The sequence below is a fragment of the Pseudomonas sp. 1D4 genome (assembly GCF_001728925.1).
In the GTDB taxonomy this organism is placed as follows: domain Bacteria; phylum Pseudomonadota; class Gammaproteobacteria; order Pseudomonadales; family Pseudomonadaceae; genus Metapseudomonas; species Metapseudomonas otitidis.
The window spans coordinates 1-19,239 of the sequence record NZ_LXJQ01000023.1; the positions used below are offsets into that span (position 1 = coordinate 1).

17 protein-coding genes are annotated in these 19,239 nt (G+C 66.1%); 11 read left to right on the top strand and 6 right to left on the bottom strand.

Features of this window, described 5'->3' with window-relative positions; all coding sequences use genetic code 11:
- Window positions 1-267: 267 nt before the first annotated feature.
- Window positions 268-2,085 (bottom strand): translational GTPase TypA, encoded by a 1,818-nt coding sequence (gene typA / locus A7D27_RS13365; protein WP_044405428.1) that lies wholly within the window; start codon window positions 2,083-2,085, stop codon window positions 268-270.
- Between the two features lie 129 nt (window positions 2,086-2,214).
- Window positions 2,215-3,669 (bottom strand): tRNA uracil 4-sulfurtransferase ThiI, encoded by a 1,455-nt coding sequence (thiI, locus tag A7D27_RS13370; RefSeq protein WP_069559946.1) that lies wholly within the window; start codon window positions 3,667-3,669, stop codon window positions 2,215-2,217.
- Between the two features lie 331 nt (window positions 3,670-4,000).
- Between thiI and glnA the strand changes: the two genes are divergently transcribed.
- From glnA to ntrC, 5 genes are all read left to right on the top strand, one after another.
- The gene (gene glnA, locus A7D27_RS13375) at window positions 4,001-5,404 is read left to right on the top strand and encodes a glutamate--ammonia ligase (RefSeq protein ID WP_044405511.1); all 1,404 of its coding nucleotides are present in this window, start codon (window positions 4,001-4,003) and stop codon (window positions 5,402-5,404) included.
- A gap of 198 nt (window positions 5,405-5,602) precedes the next feature.
- Window positions 5,603-6,142: a DUF4124 domain-containing protein gene (locus A7D27_RS13380; RefSeq protein ID WP_069565172.1), complete on the top strand. Its 540-nt coding sequence runs from the start codon at window positions 5,603-5,605 to the stop codon at window positions 6,140-6,142.
- Window positions 6,143-6,151: 9 nt separating this feature from the next.
- Entirely contained in the window at window positions 6,152-6,769 is a 618-nt protein-coding gene (locus A7D27_RS13385) for a DUF4124 domain-containing protein (RefSeq protein WP_069565173.1), read from the top strand.
- Between the two features lie 189 nt (window positions 6,770-6,958).
- The gene (gene glnL / locus A7D27_RS13390; protein WP_069565174.1) at window positions 6,959-8,044 is read left to right on the top strand and encodes a nitrogen regulation protein NR(II); all 1,086 of its coding nucleotides are present in this window, start codon (window positions 6,959-6,961) and stop codon (window positions 8,042-8,044) included.
- On the top strand, window positions 8,041-9,477 hold the full coding sequence (ntrC, locus tag A7D27_RS13395; RefSeq protein ID WP_069559950.1) for a nitrogen regulation protein NR(I): 1,437 nt from the start codon (window positions 8,041-8,043) through the stop codon (window positions 9,475-9,477). The genes glnL and ntrC overlap by 4 nt, the downstream gene beginning before the upstream one ends.
- Window positions 9,478-10,092: 615 nt before the next feature.
- Here the strand turns inward: ntrC and A7D27_RS13400 are convergent.
- Window positions 10,093-10,467, bottom strand: a complete 375-nt coding sequence (locus A7D27_RS13400; RefSeq protein ID WP_240920368.1) for a hypothetical protein — start codon at window positions 10,465-10,467, stop codon at window positions 10,093-10,095.
- Between the two features lie 64 nt (window positions 10,468-10,531).
- Here A7D27_RS13400 and A7D27_RS13405 point away from each other — a divergent pair, with 64 nt between their 5' ends.
- The gene (locus tag A7D27_RS13405) at window positions 10,532-10,993 is read left to right on the top strand and encodes a tRNA (cytidine(34)-2'-O)-methyltransferase (RefSeq protein WP_069559952.1); all 462 of its coding nucleotides are present in this window, start codon (window positions 10,532-10,534) and stop codon (window positions 10,991-10,993) included.
- Between the two features lie 66 nt (window positions 10,994-11,059).
- On the opposite strand, the gene secB is transcribed toward A7D27_RS13405, so the two are convergent.
- From secB to A7D27_RS13420, 3 genes are read right to left on the bottom strand one after another with little or no spacing between them, the layout of a single operon-like run.
- Entirely contained in the window at window positions 11,060-11,530 is a 471-nt protein-coding gene (secB, locus tag A7D27_RS13410) for a protein-export chaperone SecB (RefSeq protein ID WP_044405414.1), read from the bottom strand.
- Between the two features lie 36 nt (window positions 11,531-11,566).
- A complete protein-coding gene (grxC, locus tag A7D27_RS13415) occupies window positions 11,567-11,821 on the bottom strand; it encodes a glutaredoxin 3 (protein WP_044405413.1) in 255 nt (84 codons plus the stop codon).
- A gap of 1 nt (window position 11,822) precedes the next feature.
- Window positions 11,823-12,236: a rhodanese-like domain-containing protein gene (locus A7D27_RS13420; RefSeq protein WP_069559953.1), complete on the bottom strand. Its 414-nt coding sequence runs from the start codon at window positions 12,234-12,236 to the stop codon at window positions 11,823-11,825.
- Window positions 12,237-12,379: 143 nt separating this feature from the next.
- Between A7D27_RS13420 and gpmI the strand changes: the two genes are divergently transcribed.
- The 5 genes from gpmI (at window position 12,380) to A7D27_RS13445 (ending at window position 19,207) form a co-directional block, all read left to right on the top strand.
- Window positions 12,380-13,915, top strand: a complete 1,536-nt coding sequence (gene gpmI, locus A7D27_RS13425) for a 2,3-bisphosphoglycerate-independent phosphoglycerate mutase (RefSeq protein WP_069565175.1) — start codon at window positions 12,380-12,382, stop codon at window positions 13,913-13,915.
- Between the two features lie 126 nt (window positions 13,916-14,041).
- A complete protein-coding gene (locus A7D27_RS13430) occupies window positions 14,042-15,304 on the top strand; it encodes a murein hydrolase activator EnvC (protein WP_069559955.1) in 1,263 nt (420 codons plus the stop codon).
- Window positions 15,305-15,335: 31 nt separating this feature from the next.
- Window positions 15,336-16,670: a S41 family peptidase gene (locus A7D27_RS13435; RefSeq protein ID WP_069559956.1), complete on the top strand. Its 1,335-nt coding sequence runs from the start codon at window positions 15,336-15,338 to the stop codon at window positions 16,668-16,670.
- Window position 16,671: 1 nt separating this feature from the next.
- Window positions 16,672-17,646 carry a divergent polysaccharide deacetylase family protein gene (locus tag A7D27_RS13440; RefSeq protein ID WP_083265628.1) on the top strand — a complete coding sequence of 325 codons (975 nt, stop codon included), beginning with the start codon at window positions 16,672-16,674 and terminating at the stop codon, window positions 17,644-17,646.
- Between the two features lie 64 nt (window positions 17,647-17,710).
- Complete coding sequence (locus tag A7D27_RS13445) at window positions 17,711-19,207, top strand: hypothetical protein (protein WP_069565176.1); 1,497 nt, start codon at window positions 17,711-17,713, stop codon at window positions 19,205-19,207.
- Window positions 19,208-19,239 lie beyond the last annotated feature (32 nt).

Consider the following 19,239-nt stretch of genomic DNA (forward strand, 5'->3'; position numbering starts at 1 on the left):
GGGGGACGGCACCACGGGATCGGCAGCGAAGGCAACCTGCAAGGGCCACCAACATCCCCACAAGAAGGGAAATAATGTCCAACTCCGCACGCCGTGCCGCTCCTGAACGATTGAATGATCGAGAGCGGCAATGAAAACAGCAGGCAAAGTGCCGGCAAACAGCACGACGTCCGAGCAGACCTATGGAAATTTCCGTATCTGGCAGCCGATAACAAAAAGCCCCCGCCGGATCGCTCCGGCGGGGGCTTTTCAGTCACTGACCGAGGGTCAGACCTTGCTGCGCTCGTAGCGCTTGCGGTCGTTCTCGTTCAGCATTTTCTTGCGCAGGCGGATGGACTTCGGCGTCACTTCCACCAGCTCGTCGTCGGCGATGAATTCCAGCGCCTGTTCCAGGGTGAACTTGATCGGCGGAACCAGGGCGATGACTTCGTCCTTGCCGGAAGCGCGCATGTTGTCGAGCTTCTTGCCCTTGGTGGGGTTGATCACCAGGTCGTTGTCACGGCTGTTGATGCCGCACAGCTGGCCTTCGTAGATCTCGTCGCCGGGGGCGAGGAACAGCTTGCCGCGGCTCTGCAGGGTTTCCAGCGAGTAGGTCAGGGCGGTGCCGGTGGCCATGGAGACCAGTACGCCGTTCTGACGGTTGGTGACTTCGCCGGCCTTGATCGGGCCGTAGTGGCTGAAGGTCGAGGTCAGGATGCCGGTGCCCGAGGTCAGGGTCAGGAAGTTGTTGCGGAAGCCGATCAGGCCGCGTGCCGGGATGGTGTACTCCAGGCGGACGCGACCCTTGCCGTCGGGGATCATGTTGGTCAGATCGCCCTTGCGCAGGCCCATCTGCTCCATCACCGAGCCCTGGTGCTGCTCTTCGATGTCGATGGTGACGTTCTCGTAGGGCTCCTGCTTCTCGCCGTCCTTCTCGATGATCACCACTTCCGGACGGCCTACGCCCATCTCGAAGCCTTCACGGCGCATGGTTTCGATCAGTACGGACAGGTGCAGCTCACCACGACCGGAGACCTTGAACTTCTCGGCGGAGTCGCCCGCTTCGACGCGCAGGGCGACGTTGTGCAGCAGCTCCTTCTCCAGACGGTCCTTGATGTTGCGGCTGGTGACGAACTTGCCTTCCTTGCCGGCGAAGGGCGAGTCGTTGACCTGGAAGGTCATGCTCACGGTGGGCTGGTCGACGGTCAGCGGCGGCAGGGCTTCGACGTTCTGCGGGTCGCACAGGGTGTCGGAGATGAACAGTTCGTCCATGCCGCTGACGCAGACGATGTCACCGGCTTCGGCTTCGGCGACTTCGACGCGCTGCAGGCCGGAGTGACCCATGATCTTCAGCACGCGGCCGTTGCGCTTGCTGCCATCGTCGCTGACGGCCACCACCGGGGTGTTGGTCTTGATCTTGCCGCGGGCGATGCGGCCGATGCCGATCACGCCGAGGAAGCTGTTGTAGTCCAGCTGGGAGATCTGCATCTGGAACGGGCCTTCGGTGTCCACCACCGGGGCCGGGACGTGGTCGATGATCGCCTGGAACAGGGCGTCCATGTTGTCGTCCATCTTCTCGTGGTCGAGGCCGGCGATGCCGTTCAGGGCGCTGGCGTAGACGATCGGGAAGTCGAGTTGCTCGTCGGTGGCGCCGAGGTTGTCGAACAGGTCGAAGATCTGGTCGATGACCCAGTCAGGACGAGCGCCCGGACGGTCGATCTTGTTGACCACGACGATCGGACGCAGGCCGGCCTTGAAGGCTTTCTGGGTCACGAAGCGGGTCTGCGGCATGGGGCCGTCCTGGGCGTCGACCACCAGCAGCACGGAGTCCACCATGGACATCACGCGCTCCACCTCGCCACCGAAGTCGGCGTGGCCGGGGGTGTCGACGATGTTGATGTTGTAGCCGTTCCACTTGATGGCGGTGTTCTTCGCCAGGATGGTGATGCCGCGCTCTTTCTCCTGGTCGTTGGAGTCCATCACGCGCTCGGATTCCGCTTCTTTGCGGTCGAGGGTGCCGGAGAGCTTCAGCAGTTTGTCTACCAGGGTGGTCTTGCCATGGTCGACGTGGGCGATGATGGCGATGTTGCGCAGTTTTTCGATCACGGGTGTATCTCGATCAGGGGATTCGGTGTGCCGCTGAGTCTAGGCGGCCTGTATGAAGATCAGTCGATTCGGCGCGGCCGCCGGTCGGGGGGGCGGTGACGGATGCTGCCGCCGTAGAGCCCGGGCTGTTTAAGCCGGGCGATAAACGCGCACATTCGTATGCCCCTCGCTGAGCAGGTGGTGGGCATGGAGGCGGCTCATGACGCCCTTGTCGCAGTACAGGAGGTACTGACGGTTGGCGTCCAGGTCCTTGAAGCGGCTGTTGATCGCGTAGAAGGGCAGCGTTTGCACGTCGATGCCTTCCAGCGCCAGGGGTTCGTCTTCCTGGGCATCGGGGTGGCGGATGTCGAGGACGATCTGCCCCGGCAGGGCCTCGCGCACTTCCTCCACCTGCAGGTCCTGACCCATCTCGTCGATCACGCGGTCGATGGCCACCAGGCGGGCGCGCTCCAGGGCGCGCTCCAGCACGGCCATGTCGAACTGCTCTTCCTCGTGCTCGATGCGGCCCGGCTTGGCGCGGGTGGTGGGGTTCACCGAGATCACGCCGCAGTATTCGGGCATGTGCTTGGCGAACTCGGCGGTGCCGATGCGGGTGGCGGTGTCGATGATGTCCTGCTTGTGGCTGGCGATCAGCGGGCGCAGCACCAGCATGTCGGTGGCCGAGTCGATCACCGAGAGGTTGGGCAGGGTCTGGCTGGACACCTGGGAGATGGCCTCGCCTGTCACCAGGGCGTCGATGTGCAGCTTCTTCGCCATGTGGGTGGCGGCGCGCAGCATCATGCGCTTGAGCACCACGCCCATCTGGCTGTTGTCGACCTTGCCGAGGATCTCGCCGACCACTTCCTCGAAGGGCACGCTGATGAACAGCACGCGCTGGGAACGCCCGTACTTCTCCCACAGGTAGTGGGCCACTTCCATCACACCCACTTCATGGGCACGGCCGCCGAGGTTGAAGAAGCAGAAGTGGGTCATCAGGCCGCGGCGCATCATCTGGAAGGCGGCGACGGTGGAGTCGAACCCGCCGGACATCAGCACCAGGGTCTGCTCCAGCGAGCCCAGCGGGTAGCCGCCGAGGCCTTCGTGCTGGTGGTGGATGACGAACAGGCGCTGATCGCGCACTTCCATCCGCACTTCCACTTCCGGGTTCTTCAGCGAGATGCCGGCGGCACCGCACTCGCGACGCAGGCGGCTGCCGACGTGGCGCTCCAGTTCCATGGAACTGAAGCTGTGCTTGCCGGCACGCTTGCAGCGCACGGCGAAGATCTTGCCGGGCAGCTGGTCGGCGTAGTGCAGCTTGCACTTCTCGAAGACGTCGTCGAAATCACCCAGCGGGTATTCGTTGATTTCCAGGAAATGGGTGATGCCCGGCGTGCAGCTCAGGCGCTCGATCATCTCGGCCAGCAGCTTGGGCTCGGTGCACTGGGTCACCAGCTCCAGGTTGTCCCAGACGCCGGTCACCTCGACATCCGGGTCGAGGTCGCGCAGCACGGACCGGATGTTCTTCGCGAGCTGGCGGATGAAGTGCTTGCGCACCGGCCGGCTCTTGATGGTGATTTCTGGGAAGACCTTGATGATGAGTTTCATGGAAAAACTGCGCCCGCAAAGGCGACGGAAAAAGAGGGGCGCGGATTATAGCGGAAATTGTTCAAGCTTTGACCAAAATCAATCACGCACCATAACAGCGCACCAATAGGGTGCATTCGACGCGAAACCAGCACGTTAATGGTGCGCAAAACTGTGCACAAACCGGCCGCAGTCCCCGCCCCGCCTGAGCTGCGCGGCTCCGGCCCATTCCTGGGCACTGGCACGCAAATTGCTCCCTTGTGAGGCAGGTCGCCCTGGCGGACTATCCCGCCCCGGCTTCACCTTTATTGGGGGTCGCATGAATGCCGCCCTCATCCACCTGGAGGACAACATGTCGAAGTCGCTTCAACTGATTAAAGAACACGACGTGAAGTGGATTGATCTGCGCTTCACCGACACCAAAGGCAAGCAGCAGCACGTGACCATGCCGGCCCGTGACGCCGACGACGATTTCTTCGAGCACGGCAAGATGTTCGACGGTTCGTCCATCGCCGGCTGGAAAGGTATCGAAGCCTCCGACATGATCCTGCTGCCGGATGACAGCACCGCCGTCCTGGACCCCTTCACCGAAGAGCCGACCCTGATCCTGGTCTGCGACATCATCGAGCCGAGCACCATGCAAGGCTACGACCGCGACCCGCGCGCCATCGCCCGTCGCGCCGAGGAATACCTGAAGTCCACCGGTATCGGTGACACCGTATTCGTCGGTCCGGAGCCCGAGTTCTTCATCTTCGACGAAGTGAAGTTCAAGTCCGACATCTCCGGCTCCATGTTCAAGATCTTCTCCGAGCAGGCTTCCTGGAACACCGACGCCGACATCGAAGGCGGCAACAAGGGCCACCGTCCGGGCGTGAAGGGCGGCTACTTCCCGGTACCGCCGGTCGACCACGACCACGAAATCCGTACCGCCATGTGCAACGCCCTGGAAGAAATGGGCCTGGTGGTCGAAGTTCACCACCACGAAGTGGCCACCGCCGGCCAGAACGAGATCGGTGTGAAGTTCAACACCCTCGTTGCCAAGGCTGACGAAGTCCAGACCCTGAAGTACTGCGTGCACAACGTCGCCGACGCCTACGGCAAGACCGTGACCTTCATGCCGAAGCCGCTGTACGGCGACAACGGCTCGGGCATGCACGTTCACATGTCCATCTCCAAGGATGGCAAGAACACCTTCGCTGGCGAAGGCTATGCCGGCCTGTCCGATACCGCCCTGTACTTCATCGGCGGCATCATCAAGCACGGCAAGGCGCTGAACGGCTTCACCAACCCGTCCACCAACTCCTACAAGCGTCTGGTGCCCGGCTTCGAAGCCCCGGTCATGCTGGCCTACTCCGCCCGCAACCGTTCCGCCTCGATCCGCATCCCGTACGTCAACAGCCCGAAAGCCCGCCGCATCGAAGCGCGCTTCCCGGACCCGGCTGCCAACCCCTACCTGTGCTTCGCAGCCCTGCTGATGGCCGGCCTGGACGGCATCCAGAACAAGATCCACCCCGGCGATGCCGCCGACAAGAACCTGTACGACCTGCCGCCGGAAGAGGCGAAAGAGATCCCGCAGGTCTGCGGCAGCCTGAAGGAAGCCCTGGAAGAGCTGGACAAGGGCCGTGCCTTCCTGACCAAGGGCGGCGTGTTCTCCGACGACTTCATCGATGCCTACATCGAGCTGAAGAGCGAAGAAGAGATCAAGGTGCGCACCTTCGTGCACCCGCTGGAATACGACCTGTACTACAGCGTCTGATCCAGTCGCCTGCCCAGGCAGCGTGCCGCACCAGCGGCACGTTTCGAGAGGCCTCCTTCGGGAGGCCTTTTTTTCATCCCCGCAACCCCGTTCCCGGCCCGGGTTTTCAGCGACACCGCACAGCACCGGCAGCCCGAACTTGCCAGCATCGCCTACCGGTGCAAGGCTTAGCGCCATTCCCACCCGGAGAGACCGGCCATGCGCCCCATGCTCGCCTGCCTGCTGCTGACGCTCGCCCTGCCCGCCAGCGCGCAGATCTACAAGTACACCGACGCCAACGGCCACACCGTGTTCACCAACCAGCCGCCGGAAGGGGGCAAGGTCGAAACCGTCGAGCTACCGCCCACCAACACCGTCGAAGCCCAGAAGCCCATCGCCCCGCCGCCGGCCGAACCGGAGAAGAAGGTCAGCGCCGCCTACGAGCAACTGAGCCTGGTGTTGCCCAGCGACGAAGCCCTGCGTGCCAACAACGGCTCGTTCACCCTCGATGTGCGCATCAAGCCGCGCCTGCAGCCCGGCCACAGCCTGCGCCTGGTAATGGATGGCCAGCCCTACGGCAGCCCGGCCAATGTCCCGCGCCTGCAGGTCACCAATGCCAGCCGTGGCGAGCACAGCGTGTCCGTTCAGGTGCTGCAAGGCGAGAAGGTGGTGCAGCAGAGCGAAACCCAGACCTTCACCCTGCAGCGGGTCGATACCAACAGCCCGGCCATGCGCCCGAAACCCACGCCGAGAACCTAGCCACAACCCATGCGCACGCTTCTGTTCTGCCTGCTTCTCGCCAGCCTGCCCGCCGTCGCCCAGGTCTACACCTACGTCGACGAGGAGGGGAACCGCGTCTTCACCGACCAGCCCAAGCCCGGCAATGCCAAGCGCATCGAACTGGCGCCCTCCAATGCCATGACCCCGCAGCGCGGCGCGCCGCTGGTGGCACCGCCCGCCCCCATCCCCCGGGAGCAGGGCTACCAGGTGCTGCGCATCCTGATCCCAGAGCCTGACGCCACCATCAGCGGCGACGGCAGCCTGATCGTCACCGCCACCAGCGACCCGGTGCTGCGCGATGGCCACAACTACCGCCTGCTACTCGACGGCAACGTCCAGGGCGAGCCCGGCCGCAGCCCGGTCTTCCCGCTCAGCAACCTGGACCGGGGCACCCACCAGTTGGCGGTGGAAATCATCGACCCGCAGGGCCGCGTGGTGGAGCGCACCCCCAACCAGCCTGTTCACGTCAAACGCATCTCCCTCGACCAGAAGCGCCGCGTGAACCCCTGCAAGAAAGCCGACTGGGGCGTGCGCCCCGAATGCCCGCTGAAGGACAAGCCGAAGGAGCCGGACAAGGGCATCATCGGCATCCTGCCCTTCCTCTGATCGCGACTCGCACCATTTCGGTGCGAGAAGGCGCACCACTTTCTATACTCTCCCCATTTTGGTTCGCCCACTGCGCCCCGGCATGCGCCGTCGCGTGGCCGGGCCCCGTTGTGGGCGGCATTCCGCGCGTCTTTTCAGGGCTTGGTTTGCTTCTTGCATTTTCCCGCGCATCGCCGAGATGACCGACCCATGACCATCAACGACGCCCTGCACCGACTGCTGCTCGACAACCTGACCACCGCGGTGATCCTGCTCAACGCCGACCTGCGCCTTGAGTACATGAACCCGGCGGCGGAGATGCTCCTGGCCGTCAGCGGCCAACGCAGCCACGGCCAGTTCATCAGCGAGCTGTTCACCGAATCCCCCGAAGCCCTGGCGTCCCTGCGCCAGGCCGTGGAACAGGCCCACCCCTTCACCAAGCGCGAGGCCATGCTGACCTCGCTCTCCGGGCAGACCATCACCGTGGACTACGCGGTGACACCCATCCTCAGCAAGGGCGAAACCCTGCTGCTGCTGGAAGTGCACCCCCGCGACCGCCTGCTGCGCATCACCAAGGAAGAGGCTCAGCTCTCCAAGCAGGAGACCACCAAGTTGCTGGTGCGCGGCCTCGCCCACGAGATCAAGAACCCCCTGGGCGGCATCCGTGGCGCTGCCCAGTTGCTGGCCCGGGAGCTGCCCGAGGAAAGCCTGAAGGACTACACCAACGTCATCATCGAAGAGGCCGACCGGCTGCGAAACCTGGTGGACCGCATGCTCGGCTCTAACAAGCTGCCGCAGTTGGCCATGACCAACGTCCACGAAGTGCTGGAGCGCGTCTGCAGCCTGGTGGAGGCCGAGAGCCAGGGCGGCGTCAACCTGGTGCGCGACTACGACCCGAGCATCCCGGACGTGTTCATCGACAAGGAGCAGATGATCCAGGCCGTGCTCAATATCGTGCGCAACGCCATGCAGGCGCTGTCCGGCCAGAACGACCTGCGCCTGGGCCGCATCACCCTGCGCACCCGCACCCTGCGCCAGTTCACCATCGGCCACACCCGCCATCGTCTGGTGGCCAAGGTGGAGATCATCGACAACGGCCCGGGCATCCCCCCCGAGCTGCAGGACACCATCTTCTACCCCATGGTCAGCGGGCGCCCGGACGGCACCGGCCTCGGCCTGGCCATCGCCCAGAACATCATCAGCCAGCACCAGGGCCTGATCGAGTGTGAGAGCCACCCCGGCCACACCGTCTTCTCGCTCTTCCTGCCGCTGGAACAAGGAGCCGCATCCTCATGACCCGAAGTGAAACCGTCTGGATCGTCGACGACGACCGCTCCATCCGCTGGGTGCTGGAAAAGGCCCTGCAGCAGGAAGGCATGACCACCCAGAGCTTCGACAGCGCCGACAGCGTGCTCAGCCGCCTGACCCGGCAGCAGCCGGACGTGATCATCTCCGACATCCGCATGCCCGGAGCCAGTGGCCTGGACCTGCTTGCACGCATCCGCGAGATGCACCCGCGCCTGCCGGTGATCATCATGACCGCCCATTCCGACCTGGACAGCGCGGTGGCCTCCTACCAGGGCGGCGCCTTCGAGTACCTGCCCAAGCCGTTCGACGTCGACGAGGCCGTCTCTCTGGTCAAGCGCGCCTTCCAGCACGCCCAGGAACAGCAGAACCTGGTGGCCCCGGCCAACCAGCCACGCACCCCGGAAATCATCGGCGAAGCACCGGCGATGCAGGAGGTGTTCCGCGCCATCGGCCGCCTCAGCCACTCCAACATCACCGTGCTGATCAATGGCGAATCCGGTACCGGCAAGGAGCTGGTGGCCCACGCGCTGCACCGCCACAGCCCACGCGCCGCCTCACCCTTCATCGCCCTGAACATGGCGGCGATCCCCAAGGACCTGATGGAATCCGAACTGTTCGGCCATGAAAAAGGCGCCTTCACCGGCGCGGCCAACCAGCGTCGCGGCCGCTTCGAGCAGGCCGACGGCGGCACCCTGTTCCTCGACGAGATCGGCGACATGCCCGCCGACACCCAGACCCGCCTGCTGCGGGTGCTGGCCGATGGCGAGTTCTACCGCGTGGGCGGCCATACCCCGGTGAAGGTGGACGTGCGCATCATCGCCGCCACCCACCAGAACCTGGAAAACCTGGTGCAGGCCGGCAAGTTCCGCGAGGACCTGTTCCACCGCCTCAACGTCATCCGCATCCACATCCCTCGGCTGTCCGACCGCCGCGAGGACATCCCCGCGCTGGCCCGCCACTTCCTTGCCCGCGCGGCGCAGGAACTGGCCGTGGAGCCCAAGCTGCTCAAACCGGAGACCGAGGAATACCTGAAGAACCTGCCCTGGCCGGGCAACGTGCGCCAACTGGAGAACACCTGCCGCTGGATCACCGTGATGGCCTCGGGCCGCGAAGTGCATGTCGACGACCTGCCGCCGGAACTGCTGATCCAGCCCCAGGACGCCGCCCCGGTCACCAACTGGGAGCAGGCCCTGCGCCAGTGGGCCGACCAGGCCCTGGGCCGCGGCCAGTCCAGCCTGCTGGACACCGCCGTACCCGCGTTCGAGCGGATCATGATCGAGACTGCCCTGAAGCACACCGCCGGCCGCCGACGCGACGCCGCCGTGCTGCTGGGTTGGGGGCGCAACACCCTGACCCGCAAGATCAAGGAACTGGGCATGAAAGTGGACGGTGCCGACGAGGACGACGACGGCGACGCCTGACCCCTCCCCGCCCTCCAAGGCCGCCTGCGGGCGGCCTTTTCATTGGCAATCGCTCTGCAGCAGGTCTTTCAGCGCAGCACGCCCCTGCCCCGCACCTGTGCAACGCTTCGATCAGATGCCCCAGCCCTGTGCCGAAGCGCCTACCCGTCAGAGCCCCTTCCCCCCTCCGCAGACGCGCTGCCTGAAAGGCTGCAGACCGCTTATTCACTGGCTTGCAGCGTTATCCACAGCCGACAGAACCACGCCTGAACGCAACTTGGCACAGCCTCTGCATTGACCCTGATACGTACAGTTTCAGGGGCCCCTGGTACAGGCAGGCCGGGAAGCCCCCTCTTTATATGCACCACCCGCTGCCCAGTTCGCGTCGAGCCCCGCTCCGCGACCAAACAGCGGCGAACCCTTTCGGGGGCCCAGGTACAGGCAGGCCGGGGATTCCCCTTTCTTACAACCGCTCGCCGCCGTCGCCCCAGGCACGGCAACGGGCAAGACCCTTTCGGGGACCCTGGTACAGGCAGGCTGGGGAATCCCCTTTCTTGCAACGCTCCAGCCACGCACCGTGGCGAGCAGCCTTCAGGGGCTTCGGGTACAGGCAGGCCCGGAGCCCTTTTCTTTTTCCTACCCTTCGTGCAGGTCGATGGACAGGCGCCACTGGCCGTCCACCCAAGCCCCCTGCCACTCGCCCTTCAACGGGCGCGTGGCCACGAAGTGCAGCACTGCCCCGGCGGGCGTCTTCTGCAGTCGCCAGTTCACCGGTCGGCCTGCCAGTTGCAGACGGCCCTGGGTCGCCTCGACACGCGCATCGAACACGAAAGCCAACGCGCCATCGCGGTGCTCGGCGGTCTGCTGGGGCGCCCGATTGAACCACAACACCAGCCGGTCTCCCTGCGCCTCGACGCGCTCCAACTGGGTCACCTCCGGCTTGAACGCGCGGCCAAGCGTCAACCCCAGCAGCAAGCCGAGAATTGCCAGCGAACCAATGAAGCGCGGCAACAGACGCCTACGGATATCCGTTTCAGCGCTAGAATGCCGCCCTGTTTCGGGCTCGGGGCCTTGCATGTTCCACGTCATCCTCTTTCAACCGGAAATCCCGCCAAACACGGGCAACATTATCAGGCTGTGTGCCAACTCGGGCTGCGACCTGCACCTGATCGAGCCCCTGGGCTTCGAGCTGGACGACAAGCGCCTACGCCGTGCCGGGCTGGACTACCACGAGTACGCCACCCTGCGGCGTCATCCCGACCTGGACAGCTGCCTGACCAGCCTTGGCCATCCCCGGGTGTTCGCCTTCACCACCAAGGGCAGCCGGCTGTTCCACGATGTCGCCTTCGAGAAGGGCGACGCATTTCTCTTCGGCCCGGAGAGCCGCGGCCTGCCGGACGAGGTGCGCAACGCGCTGCCCGAATCCCAGCGCCTGCGCCTGCCGATGCGCCCGGGCTGCCGCAGCCTGAACCTGTCCAACAGCGTCGCCGTGGCGGTCTACGAGGCCTGGCGCCAGCACGGCTTCTGCCTGGACTAACGCCAGGTCGATCACCGCCAACGAAAAAGCGCCCCGAGGGGCGCTTTTCCATGGAGCCGGAACGGCTCAGGCCTGGGCTTCACCACCCTGGATACGCGCCATTTCCTGGGCGTACAGGGCATCGAAGTTGACCGGGGAGAGCATCAGCGCCGGGAAGGAGCCGCGCACCACCAGGCTGTCCAGGGTTTCGCGAGCGTAGGGGAACAGGATGTTCGGGCAGAAGGCGCCCAGGGTGTGGCTCATGGAGGCCGCATCCAGGCCCTTGATCAGGAAGATGCCGGCCTGCTGCACTTCCGCGATGAAGGCGGTTTCCTCGCCGTTCTTCACGGTCACGGACAGGGTCAGCACGACTTCGTAGAAGTCGCCGTCCAGGTTCTTCTGGCGGGTGTTCAGGTCCAGCGCGACGCTGGGGGACCACTCCTGGCGGAAGATCTCGGGGCTCTTGGGGGCCTCGAAGGACAGGTCACGCACGTAGATGCGCTGCAGGGAGAATTGCGGTGCGGCTTCCTGGGAAGCGCCGTTTGCTTGTTCAGTCATTTGGCAGAACCTTCTTGTTCGTCCGTTACCGGAGGGTCAAGCCTCGAGCAGGGCATCCAGCTTCCCGGCCCGCTCCAGGGCATAGAGGTCGTCACAGCCGCCCACATGGGTCGGGCCGATCCAGATCTGGGGCACCGAGGTGCGGCCCGCCTTGCGGGTCATCTCGGCGCGTACATCGGGCTTCCCGTCCACCTTGATCTCTTCGTACTGGACGCCCTTGCTCTGCAGCAACTGCTTGGCTCGCATGCAGTAGGGGCACCAGTCGCTGGAATAGATGACGACGTTCGGCATTTCACTTCACCAGGGGCAGGTTTTCGCCGCGCCAGCTGCCGATACCGCCGGACAGCTTGAGCGCATTGAAACCGGCCTTCTTCAGGTCACGGCAAACGGTGCCAGCGTGCTGGCCCATGGTATCGACCACGATGATGGCCTTGTCCTTGTGCTTTTCCAGCTCGGCCATGCGGGCGGCGAGCTTCTCGAAGGGGATGTTCAGGGCGTCGACGATGTGGCCGGCGCCGAAGTCCTTCACCGAGCGCACGTCCAGCACCAGGCCCTCGCCGGAGTTGACCAGCGCGGTCAGCTCGCGGGGGCTGACGGCACGACCGCTGCGGCGCAGTTCATGGACGATCAGCAACACCAGCAGGACGACGAAGATAGCGCTCAGCACATAGTGGTTAGTGGCAAATTCAATCAGGTGGGCAAGCATCGACGGGTCCCGGGGCGGTAAAATGCCGGCCAGTATACACAGCGCCACAGGTCCACCAAACCCCGGCCAGCGGTGACGTACAAGGAACTTGTACGTAAAATGCCGCTCCCTTTTTGCTCACGCCCCCTTGCGAGTCGGACGCCATGACAGCCACGCCCAAACCCCTGGTCCTGATCATCCTGGACGGCTTCGGTCACAGTGACAGCCCGGACTACAACGCCATCCACGCCGCCCGCACCCCGGTCTACGACCACCTGCGCGCGACCCAGCCCAACGGGCTGATCTCCGGCTCCGGCATGGACGTGGGCCTGCCCGACGGGCAGATGGGCAACTCCGAGGTGGGCCACATGAACCTGGGCGCCGGCCGCGTCGTGTACCAGGACTTCACCCGCGTCACCAAGGCCATCCGCGACGGCGAGTTCTTCACCAACCCGGAGATCGTCGACGCCGTGGACAAGGCCGTCGCCGCCGGCAAGGCCGTGCACTTCATGGGCCTGCTTTCCGACGGCGGCGTGCACAGCCACCAGGACCACCTGGTCGCCATGGCTGAACTGGCCGCCCAACGCGGCGCCGAGCAGATCTACCTGCACGCCTTCCTCGACGGCCGCGACACCCCGCCCAAGAGCGCCCAGCCCTCCATCGAGCTGCTCGACGCCGCCTTCTCCCGCCTCGGCAAGGGTCGTATCGCCAGCCTGATCGGCCGCTACTACGCCATGGACCGCGACAACCGCTGGGACCGCGTCGAAGCCGCCTACAACCTGATCACCGAAGGCCGTGGCGAGTTCGCCGCCGCCACCGCCGCCGAAGGCCTGGCCGCCGCCTATGAGCGCGGCGAGAGCGACGAGTTCGTCAAGGCCACCACCATCGGCGCGCCGGTGCGGGTGGAAGACGGCGATGCCGTGGTGTTCATGAACTTCCGCGCCGACCGCGCCCGCGAGCTGTCCCGCGCCTTCGTCGAGCCCGGCTTCAAGGAATTCGCCCGCGCCCGCGAAATCGCTCTGGCCGGCTACGTGATGCTGACCCAGTACGCCGCCAGCATCCCGGCCCCCAGCGCGTTCAAGCCCGAATCCCTGAACAACGTGCTCGGCGAATACCTGGCCAACAACGGCAAGACCCAGCTGCGCATCGCCGAGACCGAGAAGTACGCCCACGTCACCTTCTTCTTCTCCGGCGGCCGCGAAGAGCCGTTCGCCGGCGAAGAGCGCATCCTGATCCCTTCGCCCAAGGTCGCCACCTACGACCTGCAGCCGGAGATGAGCGCCCCCGAGGTGACCGACCGCATCGTCGACGCCATCGAGCAGCAACGCTACGACGTGATCATCGTCAACTACGCCAACGGCGACATGGTCGGCCACACCGGCGTGTTCGAAGCCGCGGTCAAGGCCGTCGAGTGCCTGGACACCTGCCTGGGCCGCATCACCGCCGCCCTCGACAAGGTCGGCGGCGAAGCGCTGATCACCGCCGACCACGGCAACGTCGAGCAGATGGAAGACGAAGCCACCGGCCAAGCCCACACCGCACACACCTGTGAGCCGGTGCCCTTCATCTACTACGGCAAGCGCCCCGCCCGCATCCGCGAAGGTGGCGTCCTCGCCGACGTGGCACCCACCGTGCTGACCCTGATGGGCCTGCCGGTGCCGCCCGAGATGACCGGCACCCCGATCGTCGAGCTGAAATGACCCCGGGGCCGACCGCCGGCCCCTCGGATTGGTCCGAATGCCCCGGTGCGCAGGCCCCGGGGCGTTTTTTTTACAGAGCGTGACGGGCATACTAGGCCGGTCCTCCCGCCTGGTGACGCACCCCTCATGTTCCGCGCCTTCACGTTCCTCCTCTGCGCCTGCCTCCTGGCACCGGCCTTCGCCGACGAACGCGCCCAGACCCAGCAACAGCTGGACCAGGCCGCCAAGGACGTCGCCGAGCTGAAGAAGCTGCTCAAGCAGCTGCAGGAGGAGAAATCCGGTGTCCAGGCCGACCTGAAGAAGACCGAGTCCGACATGGGCCAGCTGGAGAAGCAGGTCAAGGAACTCCAGCAGGAGCTGGACAAGGGCGAAGGCGAGATCAAGCGCCTGGATCAGGAGAAAAAAAAACTCCAGGGCGCGCGCGCTGAACAGCAGCGGCTGATCGGCATCCAGGCCCGCGCTGCCTACCAGAGCGGTCAGCAGGAGTACCTCAAGCTGCTGCTCAACCAGCAGAACCCCGAGAAGTTCGCCCGCACCCTCACCTACTACGACTACCTCAGCCAGGCGCGCATGGAGCAACTGGCCACGTTCAACGAGACCCTGCGCCAGCTGGCCAACGTAGAACGCGACATCGCCACCCAGCAGGCCGCCCTCGTCGAGCAGAAAAGCGCACTGGACAGCCGCCGTGAGCAGCTCGCCGGCCTGCGCAAGGAACGCCAGCTGGCCCTGGCCAAGCTCAACCGAGACGTCAGCGACCGCGACCGCAAGCTCAAGGCCCGCCAACAGGAACAGGCCGAACTCGGCCGCGTGCTCAAGACCATCGAGGAAACCCTGGCCCGCCAGGCCCGCGAAGCCGAGGAAGCGCGCAAGCGCGAACTGGCCGAGCGCCAGCGCCAGGAAGAGGCCCTCAAGCGCAGCCCCGGCACCCCGCCGCGCACCGTCGAAGGCCCGCTGGTCTCCAGCATCGGCACCTCCTACGGTGGCCCGTTTTCCAGCGCCCGGGGCAAGCTGCCCTGGCCGGTGAATGGCCGTCTGGTGGCGAGATTTGGAACTCCGCGCGGCGAAGACGAACGAACCAAGTGGGACGGCGTGCTCATCGGAGCGGCCGCCGGCAGCCAGGTGCGCGCCATCCATGGCGGGCGCGTGGTGTTCGCCGATTGGTTGCGCGGCGCCGGGCTGCTGGTCATCCTCGACCACGGCAACGGCTACCTGAGCCTGTATGGCCACAACCAGAGCCTGTTGAAGAACGCCGGCGACGTCGTCAAAGCCGGTGAGTCCATCGCCACCGTCGGCACCACCGGCGGCCAGGACACACCCGCGCTGTATTTCGCCATCCGCCAGCAGGGGCGCCCCAGCGACCCCACGCAGTGGTGCCGAGCGCAAGGATAAGCGCCACCCAATCCCGTAGGAGTTGATACGCATGCCGCATCTGTCCCGCCTTACCCCCCTGGCCATGGCCCTGGCGCTGCTCGTGGGCTCGCCCCTCATCCACGCCGCCCAGGAGTCCAAAGCCGCCGAGTCCGCTGCAGCCGCAACGGCCACGGCCTCCGGCAAGGCGCCCCTGCCCCTCGACGAGCTGCGCACCTTCGCCGAGGTGCTCGACCGTATCAAATCGGCCTATGTCGAGCCGGTGGACGACAAGACCCTGCTGGAGAACGCCATCAAGGGCATGCTCAGCAACCTCGACCCGCACTCCGCCTACCTCGAGCCCGAGGCCTTCCAGGAACTGCAGGAAAGCACCAGCGGTGAATTCGGCGGCCTGGGCATCGAAGTGGGCACCGAGGACGGCTTCATCAAGGTCGTCTCGCCCATCGACGACACCCCTGCCTCCAAGGCCGGCATCCAGCCGGGCGACCTGATCGTCAAGATCGACGGCCAGCCCACCAAGGGCCTGTCGATGATGGAAGCCGTGGACAAGATGCGCGGCAAGGCCGGCAGCCCCATCGTCCTGACCCTGGTACGCGAGGGCGGCCAGCCCTTCGACGTCGAGCTCAAGCGCGCGGTGATCAAGGTCAAGAGCGTCAAGAGCCAGTTGCTGGACAAGAACTACGGCTACATCCGCATCACCCAGTTCCAGGTCAACACCGGCGAGGAAGTGGGCAAGGCTCTGGCCAAACTGCGCAAGGACAACGGCGACAAGAAGCTCGCCGGCCTCGTGCTGGACCTGCGCAACAACCCCGGCGGCGTGCTCCAGGCGGCCGTGGAAGTGGCGGACCACTTCCTCACCAAGGGCCTGATCGTCTACACCAAAGGCCGCATCGCCAACTCCGAGCTGCGCTTCTCCGCCGACCCGGCCGACGCCAGCGAAGGCGTGCCGCTGGTGGTGCTGATCAACGGCGGCAGCGCCTCGGCGGCGGAGATCGTCGCCGGCGCCCTGCAGGATCAGAAGCGTGGCGTGCTGATGGGCACCGACAGCTTCGGCAAGGGCTCGGTGCAAACCGTGCTGCCGCTGAACAACGACCGCGCCCTGAAGCTCACCACCGCGCTCTACTTCACCCCCAACGGCCGCTCCATCCAGGCCCAGGGCATCGTCCCGGACGTGGAAGTGGCACGCGCCAAGGTGACCCGCGAGCAGGACACCGAGAACTTCAAGGAAGCGGACCTGGCCGGCCACCTCGGCAACGGCAACGGCGGTGCCGACCGCCCCAGCTCCAGCAAGGGCAAGGCCGCCGCCGCGCGCCCGCAGGACGACGACTTCCAACTGAACCAGGCCCTCAACCTGCTCAAAGGGCTCAACGTCACCCGCGGAGAGTAGGATGCGCCGTCGTGCCTGGCTGCTTGCGCTGCTGTTCGCCGCGCCGGCGGCCGAGGCCCGCGAGCCGTTGCCACCCCTGCCCCGGCTGCCCCTGGCGACGGAGCAGGCACCGGCGGTCCAGCCGGATCCGATCAGGCCGGGCCCGCTGGTCCTCACCCCACGCGCACCCGCTGGCGGTGCCTCACCGGCGCCCGACCACACCCCTGCCCCGGGCCACACACAACCCGCGCCGCCTGCGGTACCTCCCTCGGCCAAACCCACCGCACCGGCCAGCCAGCCACGCCCCCGCCTGGCGCTGATCATCGACGACCTGGGGCAGACCCCCGAACGCGACCGCCGCGTCCTCGCCCTGCCGGCCACCGTCGCCCTGGCGATCATCCCCGAAACACCTCACGCCACCGACCTGGCCCGGCGCGCCCATGACGCCCGCCGCACGGTGATGCTGCACCTGCCGATGGACCCCGCCGGCGGCCCCTTCGCCTGGCACCCCGACCTGCCGGAGGCCGAGCTGGCCCGGCGGCTGGATGCGGCCTTCGCCGCCGTGCCCTACAGCCAGGGCGTGAACAACCACATGGGCAGCCGCATGACCGCCCAGCCCGAGGCCATGGCCTGGCTGATGAGGCGCCTGCAGGCCGACCACCGCTTCTTCGTCGACAGCCGCACCAGTGCGGCCACCGTCGCCGCTGCCGAAGCGCAGAAGGCTGGGCTTGCCAGTCTCTCCCGGGATGTGTTCCTCGATGACGACCAGCACCCCGAGGCCATCGCCCGGCAGTTCGAGGCCGCCCTCAGCCTGGCGCGCAAGCAGGGCACCGCCGTGATGATCGGCCACCCTCACCCGGCCACCCTCGCCCTGCTCGAACGCGAACTGCCACGCCTGGCAGAGCGCGGTTTCGAGCTGGTGAGCGTGCCGCAGATGATCGCCCTGCGCAGCAACCGCGCCATGGCCGCCCACGGCAAGGGCGGCCAGTACCGCTAGCCGGCCTGTGCGAGCGCACGCCTGGGCTATAGGCTGGACGCCCCACCCTGAACGGAAGCCCGCCATGCCCCTTCGCCGCCCTCTCATCGTTCCGCTCGCCGCCGTGGCCCTTGCTGCCGTGGTGCCCCTCGGTTTCATCTGGATCATCACCAGCGCCAAGCTGGAACTGGGCGGGGCTAGCCCCGACGAGGCTGTGGTCGGCAGCGTCGAGCGCATCGGGCAACGCGCCATGGAGCAGTACTGCACCGGCGTCGTGGCCACTCCGCGTAACACCTGGCTGGTGGGGCGCATGGAAGGCGACAGCTCCGAGGGCGAAGCGGTCGGCCAGGACCTCGGCCTGCTGATCCGTGGCGAGAAAAAAACCGACGATGAGGAAGAGCACTCCTTTGCCCCTTTCTCCAGCGGTTTCACCCAGGAAGCCCAGGCCACCTACCTGTCGCGGCTGGATGACCAGGGCCGCTTCGTCCAGGTCGCCCACCTGGACGAGACCGCCTGCCTGGTGGCCAACGCCGACGGCAGCAGCCTGTTCCTGCTGACCGGCGTGGACCGCCCCGGCAAGGACCCGCTGGAGGGACTCCAGCAGACCGTGGTGCTGCGCAGCGACGACCAGGGCGCCAGTTGGCAGGTGCTGCCGGACGGCTTCTTCCCCGAGGCCGACGATCTGGCCTGGTCCCTCAAGCCCTACTTCCACGATGCCGACCAGGTCTGGGCCTGGGCCACCCTGCCGCAGAGCGCCACCCCCAGCGCCGGGTACGGCTACGAGCCCGACACCACCGTCGACAACCGTGCCGGCCTCTACTACTCCCCGGATCGCGGGCGCACCCGCCAGGCCCTGGCCGCTTCGGAGAACCTGCTGGTGAGCCTGGACGAGATCCGCAAACGCGCGCCCGCCGACGCCGAGTGGGGCGACAGCGCCGGGACCTTCGGCACCATCACCCCGCACGTCTGGCAATACGACGACGACCATGCGGCGCTGTGGATCGGGCAGTCCTTCCTCTATGGCAAGCCGGGTGGCGACTACCTCGACACACCGCTGTTCGTCACCACCCGCGCGGAGCTGGTCCGCGAAGGCGGGCAATGGCGCATCGGCCCGCTGAAGCGGGATACCGGCGTGCTGGTGGAGCACCTGGTAGGCACCGGCCAAGGCCAGGTGTACGGCGTGATCAGCCGGGAGGGCACGCACGCCACGGAAGTGGCCGAATGGCAGCGGGAGAGCGCCAGTTGGCAGGTCAACGGGGAATTACCCTCACCCTTCTGGCCGCTTCAGGCCTTCACCGGACTGAGGCTGTTCCTGGCGGGGGATGGCGTGCTGCTGGCCAATACCGACAGTCGCTACCACGTACCCCAGTGGCTGTCGCTCAAGAAGAACGGCGAGTCGTCGCGCATCTCGGCGGATGCAGTGTTCTATTCCCGCGACGGCGGCCGCTCCTGGTCGCGCCTGGCCATCGCCGGCTACCTGGGCGTGCTCGGGCTGGACCGCAATCAGGACCAGGTGTTCTGGGCCGATGGCAATTGGTACGACAGCGACGACCGGCGCATCTATCGCTACGGCCTGAAATGAAACACAGCCGGCGCCCCCTTATGGGGGGCCGG

What these genes read in the sequence shown, in the direction of transcription:
- glnA (WP_044405511.1), top strand. Translation starts at nt 4,001, where the DNA reads ATGTCGAAGTCGCTTCAACTGATTAAAGAACACGACGTGAAGTGGATT.
- A7D27_RS13435 (WP_069559956.1), top strand. Translation starts at nt 15,336, where the DNA reads ATGCCGCATCTGTCCCGCCTTACCCCCCTGGCCATGGCCCTGGCGCTG.
- A7D27_RS13405 (WP_069559952.1), top strand. Translation starts at nt 10,532, where the DNA reads ATGTTCCACGTCATCCTCTTTCAACCGGAAATCCCGCCAAACACGGGC.
- ntrC (WP_069559950.1), top strand. Translation starts at nt 8,041, where the DNA reads ATGACCCGAAGTGAAACCGTCTGGATCGTCGACGACGACCGCTCCATC.
- A7D27_RS13380 (WP_069565172.1), top strand. Translation starts at nt 5,603, where the DNA reads ATGCGCCCCATGCTCGCCTGCCTGCTGCTGACGCTCGCCCTGCCCGCC.
- A7D27_RS13440 (WP_083265628.1), top strand. Translation starts at nt 16,672, where the DNA reads ATGCGCCGTCGTGCCTGGCTGCTTGCGCTGCTGTTCGCCGCGCCGGCG.
- A7D27_RS13420 (WP_069559953.1), bottom strand. Translation starts at nt 12,236, where the DNA reads ATGCTTGCCCACCTGATTGAATTTGCCACTAACCACTATGTGCTGAGC.
- secB (WP_044405414.1), bottom strand. Translation starts at nt 11,530, where the DNA reads ATGACTGAACAAGCAAACGGCGCTTCCCAGGAAGCCGCACCGCAATTC.
- gpmI (WP_069565175.1), top strand. Translation starts at nt 12,380, where the DNA reads ATGACAGCCACGCCCAAACCCCTGGTCCTGATCATCCTGGACGGCTTC.
- thiI (WP_069559946.1), bottom strand. Translation starts at nt 3,669, where the DNA reads ATGAAACTCATCATCAAGGTCTTCCCAGAAATCACCATCAAGAGCCGG.
- grxC (WP_044405413.1), bottom strand. Translation starts at nt 11,821, where the DNA reads ATGCCGAACGTCGTCATCTATTCCAGCGACTGGTGCCCCTACTGCATG.
- A7D27_RS13430 (WP_069559955.1), top strand. Translation starts at nt 14,042, where the DNA reads ATGTTCCGCGCCTTCACGTTCCTCCTCTGCGCCTGCCTCCTGGCACCG.
- A7D27_RS13385 (WP_069565173.1), top strand. Translation starts at nt 6,152, where the DNA reads ATGCGCACGCTTCTGTTCTGCCTGCTTCTCGCCAGCCTGCCCGCCGTC.
- A7D27_RS13445 (WP_069565176.1), top strand. Translation starts at nt 17,711, where the DNA reads ATGCCCCTTCGCCGCCCTCTCATCGTTCCGCTCGCCGCCGTGGCCCTT.
- glnL (WP_069565174.1), top strand. Translation starts at nt 6,959, where the DNA reads ATGACCATCAACGACGCCCTGCACCGACTGCTGCTCGACAACCTGACC.